Below are 7,664 nucleotides of genomic sequence, written 5' to 3'. Positions count from 1 at the left end.
TGCTGAGTCTGGTGGCGACCGGCTTCAGAGGAATAAACTTCGTCGGCTGCCATTATCTCGCATCCCGCATGCACCGATGATGTTCATCCATTCGTTCCGTTCACCATTGCCGCCGTTTTATTGTTTGCATGCCCGACGCCCTGTTCCCCCAGGACCTGATGCGGCAACGCGTACCGACAAGTTCCGCTACACTCTTGGCATTGCCGCGGCAGCACGGACGCGCGGCGCCATAACAATGATGCGACGCCACGCCCCAGGCAGCCGCCGATCCCCAAGAGACAATTCAACATGCCCGAACACACCGCCGTCACCGCGCCGGATTTCATCATGCGCCATCCGCTGCCGACCGCTCTCGCCCTGTCGCTGGGCACCGCCGTGGCGCTGGGCGTGGCGCGTTTTTCCTATGCGCTGCTGCTGGCGCCGATGCGCGCCGACCTGGGCTGGCCCTACCTGGTGGCTGGCGGCATGAATACCGGCAATGCACTGGGCTATCTGCTGGGCGCGCTGGCCACGCCGCTGCTGATGCGCCGCTTCCTGGCGCACCGGGTCCTGATTGCCGGGGCGTTCGCCACCGCGCTGCTGTCCTTCCTGCCGGCGCTGACCACCGACACGCTGCTGCAACTGCTGCTGCGTGTGGTCACCGGGGTGAGCAGCGCGCTGATCTTTGTCTCGGGCGGCCTGCTGGTGAGCCGCCTGGCGGCCATGCACGGACATCGTGCCGGCCTGTTGCTGGGACTGTATTACGGCGGGACGGGACTGGGCATCGTGGCGGCCTCGCTGCTGGTGCCGCCGGTCATGGCGGCAGCGCTGGCGCACGGCGCAGCCCATCCCTGGCAATGGGCCTGGCTGCTGCTGGGGACGCTGGCGCTGGCGGCCAGCCTGGTGATGGCCGGGCCGGCGCGCCTCATGCCCACCACCGCTGCGCATGTCCAGGGCAACGGACGCTGGCAGGCGCGCAGCCTCCTCTTCGGGCTGATCGGCTATCTCTTCTTTGGGCTGGGCTATATCGGCTACATGACCTTCGTGATTGCCCTGCTCAAGGAACAAGGCATGTCGGCCTCGATGATCACGCTGTTCTACACACTGCTCGGTCTCGCGGTGATGGCGTCGTCGCGGCTGTGGGCCGGCATGCTGGACAAGTTCAAGGGCGGCGAATCGCTGGCCATTCTCAACGCGCTGCTGAGCGTGGCGACGCTGTTGCCGGCCGTGACGGCGGCGCCGGTAGCGGTGTTCATTTCAGGCAGGGGGCGCCGCCGGCGCTGCGCATCCCGGCCCTGCCGCCGCAAGCGCAGGGAGCCGGACGATTTCGCATGCGCACGTTGGGTTTCGCCCTGACCGGTTATTTCATGTTCGGACTCGGCTACATCGGCTACATGACCTTCGTGATTGCCCTGCTCAAGGAACAAGGCATGTCGGCCTCGATGATCACGCTGTTCTACACACTGCTCGGTCTCGCGGTGATGGCGTCGTCGCGGCTGTGGGCCGGCATGCTGGACAAGTTCAAGGGCGGCGAATCGCTGGCCATTCTCAACGCGCTGCTGAGCGTGGCGACGCTGTTGCCGGCCGTGACGGCGGCGCCGGTAGCGGTGTTCATTTCCGGCCAGCTGGTCGCTCGGCATCAGCGCCTTCACGATCGTGTTCGCGGCAGGCCAGATCGTCGGCCCGACCGTTGTCGGCTGGATCGCCGACCGCAGCGGCGGACTGCAACAGGGTCTGCTGTTTTCGGCGTTGTCGTTGCTGATCGGCGCGCTGCTGGCATGGCGCCAACGACCGTTGCATCTGCTGAAAAATTAAACACCCGGTCCGACCGCCGGTGTTGTAAATTGCAATTCGCATCATAAGAAAACGGGAACAATATGGACCGGCTCGAGTCGATGGCGATTTTCCTGGCGGTGGTCGATGAAGGCGGATTTGCCGCTGCCGCACGCAAGATGAAGATCTCGCCGCCTGTCGTCACGCGCGCCGTGAGCGACCTGGAAGCGGCCATCGGCGTGCGCCTGCTGACGCGCACCACGCGTCACCGATGTCGGTGCGCGCTACGCCGAAGATTGCCGCCGGGTGCTGGCCGACGTCAGCGAAATGGAAGACCTGGCCGCCGGCGCCCACGGCGCGGTGCGCGGTCGCCTGGTGGTCACGGCGTCGGCCATGTTCGGCCGCATGTATGTCACGCCGATCGTGCTGGAATACCTGCGACGCTATCCCGAAGCCGAAGTCGAATGCCGGTTCGCCGACCGCATCATCAACCTGATGGACGAAGGCATTGACGTGGCGATCCGCATCGGCCAACTGGCCGATTCCAGCTATCAGGCGATTCCGGTCGGCACGGTGCGGCGCGTGGTGTGCGCGTCGCCTTCCTATCTCGCCGAACACGGCGCGCCGCAGACCCCGGAGGATCTCAGGCAGCATGTCATCGTGTCCTCCAACGGCGTCTCGACTTCGCCCGACTGGCGCTTCACCAAGGGCGGTGCGACCACCATCGTGCGCGTGCAGCCGCGCATGACGGTCATGTCGAACGACGAAGCCATCATCGCCGCACTCGACGGCTTCGGCATCACGCGCGTGCTGTCCTACATGGTGGCAGCGCCTCTCTCGGACGGCCGGCTGGTGGAAGTATTGCACGGACATGAGACCCCGACGCTTCCGACCTGGCCGTCGGGGAGCTGCGCGGCGAGCGCCCGGGCAAGGAATGAAGGAGTAAAGAAGCAGGATTATTCTCGATCCGGGAATAGTCCATTGTCCTTGGCGGCGATTCTCATCATCCGCGTTATCAGCAACACTGGCGACTCCTACAACACACCACCTGGAGCTGCCATGAAACTCTACTACCATCCCCTGTCCGGCCATTCGCACCGTGCCCGCCTGTTCCTCTCGTTACTGGGCGCTCAACATGAACTGGTGCTGGTCGACCTGAAAAAGGGCGAACAAAAATCCCCTGAACTGCTCAAGCTCAACCGCTTCGGCCAGGTTCCCGTATTGCAAGACGGCGACACCGTCGTCAGCGATTCCAACGCCATCCTGATCTACCTGGCCAAGTCGCTGGGACGCAGCGACTGGTTGCCGGAAAATCCGGCCGCCGCTGCCGCCGTACAACGCTGGTTGTCGGTCGCCGCCGGCGAAATCGCCCGCGGCCCCGCTGCCGCCCGCCTGGTCACCGTGTTCGGCGCACCGATCGACGCCGACGACGCCATCCGCCGCGCCCACGCCATCCTGACGCTGGTCGAACAGGAACTGGCTACCCGTACATGGCTGGCGGCGGATCAAGCCACCATCGCCGATGTCGCCTTGTACTCGTATATTTCCAGCGCACCCGAAGGCAACGTCGACCTGAGCGCCTATCCGCACACCCGCCAATGGCTGGCGCGGATCGAAGCGCTGCCCGGTTTCGTCGAATTTCAGAAAACTGCCATCGGCCTGGCCGCGTAATGCATAACGCATAAGGAGCGCCATCATGACTTCGACACAGCCGGCACAAGCAACGCAAGCAGCCTCGATCGCACCTTCTGCCTCCCCTTGGCATGAAGGCGAGCTGACCATGCAGCGCAGCGTCGGCGTTGTCGAACGCATGGCCGGTCCCGGCCGCAACCAGATGAGCCGAACCCGGATGCCCGACCAGCATCGAGAGTTCTACGCCCAGTTGCCATTCGTGATCCTCGGCGCCGTCGATACCGAGGGCGAAGTATGGGCCACCTTGCGCGCCGGCCGGCCCGGCTTCATGCACGCCGACGTCGCCAAAAAACTCACGCTCGAACTGGTGCGCGATCCGCTTGATCCCGCCGACGCCGGCATGGAAGACGGCGACGGCATCGGCATGCTCGGCATCGAGCTGCACACGCGTCGCCGCAATCGCATGAACGGACTGGTCAGCCGCCAGTCCGGCGAACGTTTCCACATCGACGTGACCCAGGCTTACGGCAACTGCCCGCAATACATCCGGTTGCGCCAATATGAATTTACCGATGCGCCCGCCGGTCCGGTCAGCAAGCTGGCGGCGCTCGATGCCGACGCCGCCGCCATGATCCGCGCGGCCGATTCGTTCTACGTCGCCTCGTATGTGGTGCGCGACGGCAAGAAGCAGGTCGACGCCTCGCATCGCGGTGGCAAACCCGGCTTCGTGCGCATCGACGACGACGGCGTGCTGACGATTCCGGATTTCTCCGGCAATCTGTTCTTCAACACGCTGGGGAATTTCTTGCTGAATCCGCGCGCCGGCCTGGTGTTTGTCGACTTTCGCAACGGCGATCTGCTGCAACTGAGCGGACGCGCCGAGGTCATCCTCGACGCGCCCGAAGTAGCCGCCTTCGTGGGGGCGGAACGCATGTGGCGCTTCACGCCGCAACAGATCGTGCGCCGTCCTGCCGCCTTGCCGCTGCGCTGGATCGATGTCGCTGTCGGCGCCGATTCGGGTGCTTCTCCGAATGCACTGATCACCGGCAGCTGGGAAGACGCCGCCGCCCGCTTGAAGGCGACCGAACTGTCCAGGCAATGGCGGCCGTTCCGCGTCGGCAAGATTGTTGACGAGACTGTGGCCATCCGCTCGTTTCATCTGTTGCCGGACGATGCCGGGCGTCGCGGCCGGGCAGCATGTCTCGGTGCGGCTGCCGCTCGCCAGCGGCGGCACGCAGATCCGCCAATACACCTTGTCGAGCGCGCCCTCGGATGCATTCCTGCGCATCAGCGTCAAGCGCCAGGGATTGTTTTCCGATCATCTTCACACAACGATCAAGGTCGGCGACATCATCGAAGCGCGCGCGCCGTCCGGCAATTTCGTTATCGATGCTTCGGTGCGACGCCCTGCGGTGTTGCTGGCGGCGGGCGTCGGCGTCACGCCGATGCTGGCCATGCTGCGGCACCTGATTCACGAAGGTGTGCGCAAGCGTTACCAGCGGCCGGTGTGGCTGTTCCAGTCGGCGCGCAGCAAGGCCGAGCTGGCCTTCGGTGAAGAGATCGCGGCGCTGGTCAACGCCGCCAAGGGCGGTGCGCGTCACGTGCGCGTGGTGAGCCAGCCCGACGACGATGTCGAGGTCTCCGGACGCATCGACATCGCCCTGCTGAAGCAGATGCTGCCCTTTGACGACTACGATTTCTACCTGTGCGGACCAGCGGCATTCATGCAGCAGATGTATGACGGATTGCGCGCCATGAACGTGATCGACGCGCGCATTCATGCGGAAGCATTCGGTCCTTCCGGCTTGCAGCGCCAGATCGACGCGCAGGCGGAGCAGGTCCCGTTGAAACCGGCTTCCGCAGACACGGTGCCGGTGCTGTTCATGCGCTCGGCCAAGGAAGCGCGCTGGACTTCCGACAGCGGCTCGCTGCTGGAACTGGCCGAACAGCGCGGCCTGAATCCGGAATCAAGCTGCCGCGACGGCCGCTGCGGCACCTGCCGTACGCGTGTGCTGCAAGGCGAAGTGACTTACGTGAAGACGCCTGAGTTTGCAGTGGCGGATGATGAAGCATTGATCTGCTGCGCGCTGCCGGCCGCAGGTTGCACGACGCTGCATCTCGAACTGTAATCCGTCCGAGATGCAGCACCGCGGTGTTCAGTCAATACTTCAGGCCAGGTGCTTGCGCAGCGAATCGATCAGCGCACCGCAGGATTCATCGGTGCCGACCGTGATGCGCAGGAACTGATTGATGCGCGTGCTGGTGAAGTGGCGCACGATGATGCCGTCGCCGCGCAGCTTGGCGGCCAGGCCGGCGGCGTCATGTTGCGGATGGCGCGCGAAGACGAAGTTGGCGGCCGAAGGCAGCACCTCGAAACCGAGCGCCGTCAGTTGGCCCACCAGTTTGTCGCGACTGGCGATCACGGCGTTGCGGGTGCTGTCGAAGTGCGCATCGTCTTCCATCGCGGCAGTCGCACCGGCAATCGCGACGCGATCCAGCGGATAGGAATTGAAACTGTTCTTGACCCGTTCCAGCGCACTGATCAGGTCGGCATGGCCGACCGCAAAACCGACCCGCAAACCGGCCAGCGAACGCGACTTCGACAGCGTCTGCACCACCAGCAGATTCGCATGGCGCGCCACCAGATCGATGGCGCTGTCGCCGCCGAAATCGATATACGCCTCATCAACGATCACCACCCGATCCGGATTGCCGGCCAGCAGGCGTTCGACTTCGTCCAGCGCCAGCAGGCAACCGGTCGGCGCGTTCGGGTTCGGGAAGATGATGCCGCCAATGGCCTCGCCCTGGCCGAGATAATCGTCGACGCGGATGGTGAAATCCCCGGCCAACGGCACCGCGCGGTATTCCACTTCATACAAACTGGCGTAGGTCGGATAGAAGCTGTAGGTGATGTCGGGAAACAGGATGGGCGCGCCATGCTTGAGCAGCGCCTGGAAGGCATGCGCCAGCACTTCGTCGGAACCGTTGCCAACGAACACTTGCGCCGGCGACAGGCCGTGGCGTTTTGCAATCGCCAGCTTGAGCGGCTCGGCATCCGGGTTCGGATACAGGCGCAGGCTGTCGCCGATTTCCTGCACCATGGCGGCGATCGCCTTGGGCGAAGGACCGTAGGGATTTTCGTTGGTATTGAGCTTGACCAGCTTGCTGATCTTGGGCTGCTCGCCGGGGGTGTACGGCGTCAGGCGGCTGACGATGGGGCTCCAGAATTTGCTCATGGGAATGGTTTTCGCGCTGGCTCTGCAATAAAACAGCAATGGTAACAAACCCGGACGCCGCGCGCGTCAACTGGCGAGGCGTCCAGCGCATTAAGGGCATGCGCAAGGAGGGTTGCGCGACATGCCTCGAAGCAACAGGCACACCATGATAATTTTAACAATTCGATCACGATAAAGAAGAGAGCATCCGCATGGCCACAGAATACGAAGTCCCAAGCCCGCACGAACATCATTTGGAACACGTCGCCGAACACAATCACGGCAGCGGCGACAATTTCGCCGGCAAGATCGCCGTCATGACCGCCATCATGGCGACCGTCGGCGCGCTGTTCAGTTTCCAGGCCGGCTCCACCGAGAGCGCTGCCGCGATGAACAAGAACAACGCCGCCATCAAGAAGACCGAGGCGGCCAACCAATGGAATTATTACCAGGCCAAGTCCAGCCGCCAGAACCTGGCCGAGCTGGCGGCGACGATTCCCGGCGTCGATTCAGCGAAATACAATGCCGCCGCGGAACGCTACAAGTCGGAGAAGGAAGACATCCGCAAGATCGCCGAGAAGCTGGAAGCGGAATCGAAGGAATGGGACGAATTGTCGGAGGTCAAACTGCACCAGCATCACCGCTGGGCGCAAGCCATGACGGCGATCCAGATCGCCATCTCGCTGGCGGCGATCACGCTGCTGACGCGCAAGGACTGGCTCAAGAAGATTTCCTATACCGCAGCGGGTGCGAGCGTGATTCTGGGCTCGCTGGCGGCAATGCATATCTGAATATCTGAGTCACTGAAACAAACCTGCTCTCGCTTCGCAACGAGAGCGGGCCTCAGGCTTTCACTTCAATGTGATACATGCCCCACGGACACAGCGCGAACCGCGCGCTGATCGGTTTTTTCATGATGTCCGGGAAACTGTCGGCGTCGTACACCGCCCACAAGGGGCCGAGGCCGCCGAGAGGGATAGCCTTGCCGTCCAGATGCGTGGCGATGATGAAGCGATACTTGCGGATGTCGGCCAGCGCCACCTGCACTGCATAGCCGTCGACGGG

General features: G+C 63.6%; 5 protein-coding genes and 4 pseudogenes. 7 read left to right on the top strand and 2 right to left on the bottom strand.

From position 1 onward, the window contains the following. Nucleotides 1–288 precede the first annotated feature (288 nt). The 6 genes and pseudogenes from HLUSI_RS27870 (at nucleotide 289) to HLUSI_RS27860 (ending at nucleotide 5,513) form a co-directional block, all read left to right on the top strand. Nucleotides 289–1,335, top strand: a complete 1,047-nt coding sequence (locus tag HLUSI_RS27870) for a YbfB/YjiJ family MFS transporter (protein ID WP_016833746.1) — start codon at nucleotides 289–291, stop codon at nucleotides 1,333–1,335. Continuing rightward, nucleotides 1,251–1,794 (top strand): annotated as a pseudogene (locus HLUSI_RS31480) (YbfB/YjiJ family MFS transporter); the annotation flags it as partial. The gene HLUSI_RS27870 and the pseudogene HLUSI_RS31480, both read left to right, overlap by 85 nt. 62 nt (nucleotides 1,795–1,856) lie before the next feature. Then, a complete protein-coding gene (locus tag HLUSI_RS34920) occupies nucleotides 1,857–2,264 on the top strand; it encodes a helix-turn-helix domain-containing protein (RefSeq protein ID WP_083830889.1) in 408 nt (135 codons plus the stop codon). Further along, nucleotides 2,146–2,586, top strand: a pseudogene (locus tag HLUSI_RS34035) (LysR substrate-binding domain-containing protein); the annotation flags it as partial. The gene HLUSI_RS34920 and the pseudogene HLUSI_RS34035, both read left to right, overlap by 119 nt. Nucleotides 2,587–2,811: 225 nt before the next feature. Next, complete coding sequence (locus tag HLUSI_RS34030; RefSeq protein WP_029363326.1) at nucleotides 2,812–3,423, top strand: glutathione S-transferase family protein; 612 nt, start codon at nucleotides 2,812–2,814, stop codon at nucleotides 3,421–3,423. 25 nt (nucleotides 3,424–3,448) lie between these two features. Next, nucleotides 3,449–5,513: pseudogene (locus tag HLUSI_RS27860) on the top strand (FAD-binding oxidoreductase). 39 nt (nucleotides 5,514–5,552) lie between these two features. Here HLUSI_RS27860 and hisC read toward each other — a convergent pair. Further along, nucleotides 5,553–6,620 carry a histidinol-phosphate transaminase gene (gene hisC, locus HLUSI_RS0109480; RefSeq protein WP_016833741.1) on the bottom strand — a complete coding sequence of 356 codons (1,068 nt, stop codon included), beginning with the start codon at nucleotides 6,618–6,620 and terminating at the stop codon, nucleotides 5,553–5,555. Between the two features lie 191 nt (nucleotides 6,621–6,811). Between hisC and HLUSI_RS0109475 the strand changes: the two genes are divergently transcribed. Continuing rightward, the gene (locus HLUSI_RS0109475; protein WP_016833740.1) at nucleotides 6,812–7,390 is read left to right on the top strand and encodes a DUF4337 domain-containing protein; all 579 of its coding nucleotides are present in this window, start codon (nucleotides 6,812–6,814) and stop codon (nucleotides 7,388–7,390) included. Nucleotides 7,391–7,442: 52 nt separating this feature from the next. Here HLUSI_RS0109475 and HLUSI_RS0109470 read toward each other — a convergent pair. Then, nucleotides 7,443–7,664: pseudogene (locus HLUSI_RS0109470) on the bottom strand (molybdopterin-dependent oxidoreductase); the annotation flags it as partial.

The sequence above is a fragment of the Herbaspirillum lusitanum P6-12 genome (assembly GCF_000256565.1).
In the GTDB taxonomy this organism is placed as follows: Bacteria; Pseudomonadota; Gammaproteobacteria; order Burkholderiales; family Burkholderiaceae_D; genus Herbaspirillum; species Herbaspirillum lusitanum.
The sequence above is the reverse complement of the archived record's forward strand: the minus strand, read 5'-3'. Positions and strand labels throughout refer to the sequence as shown.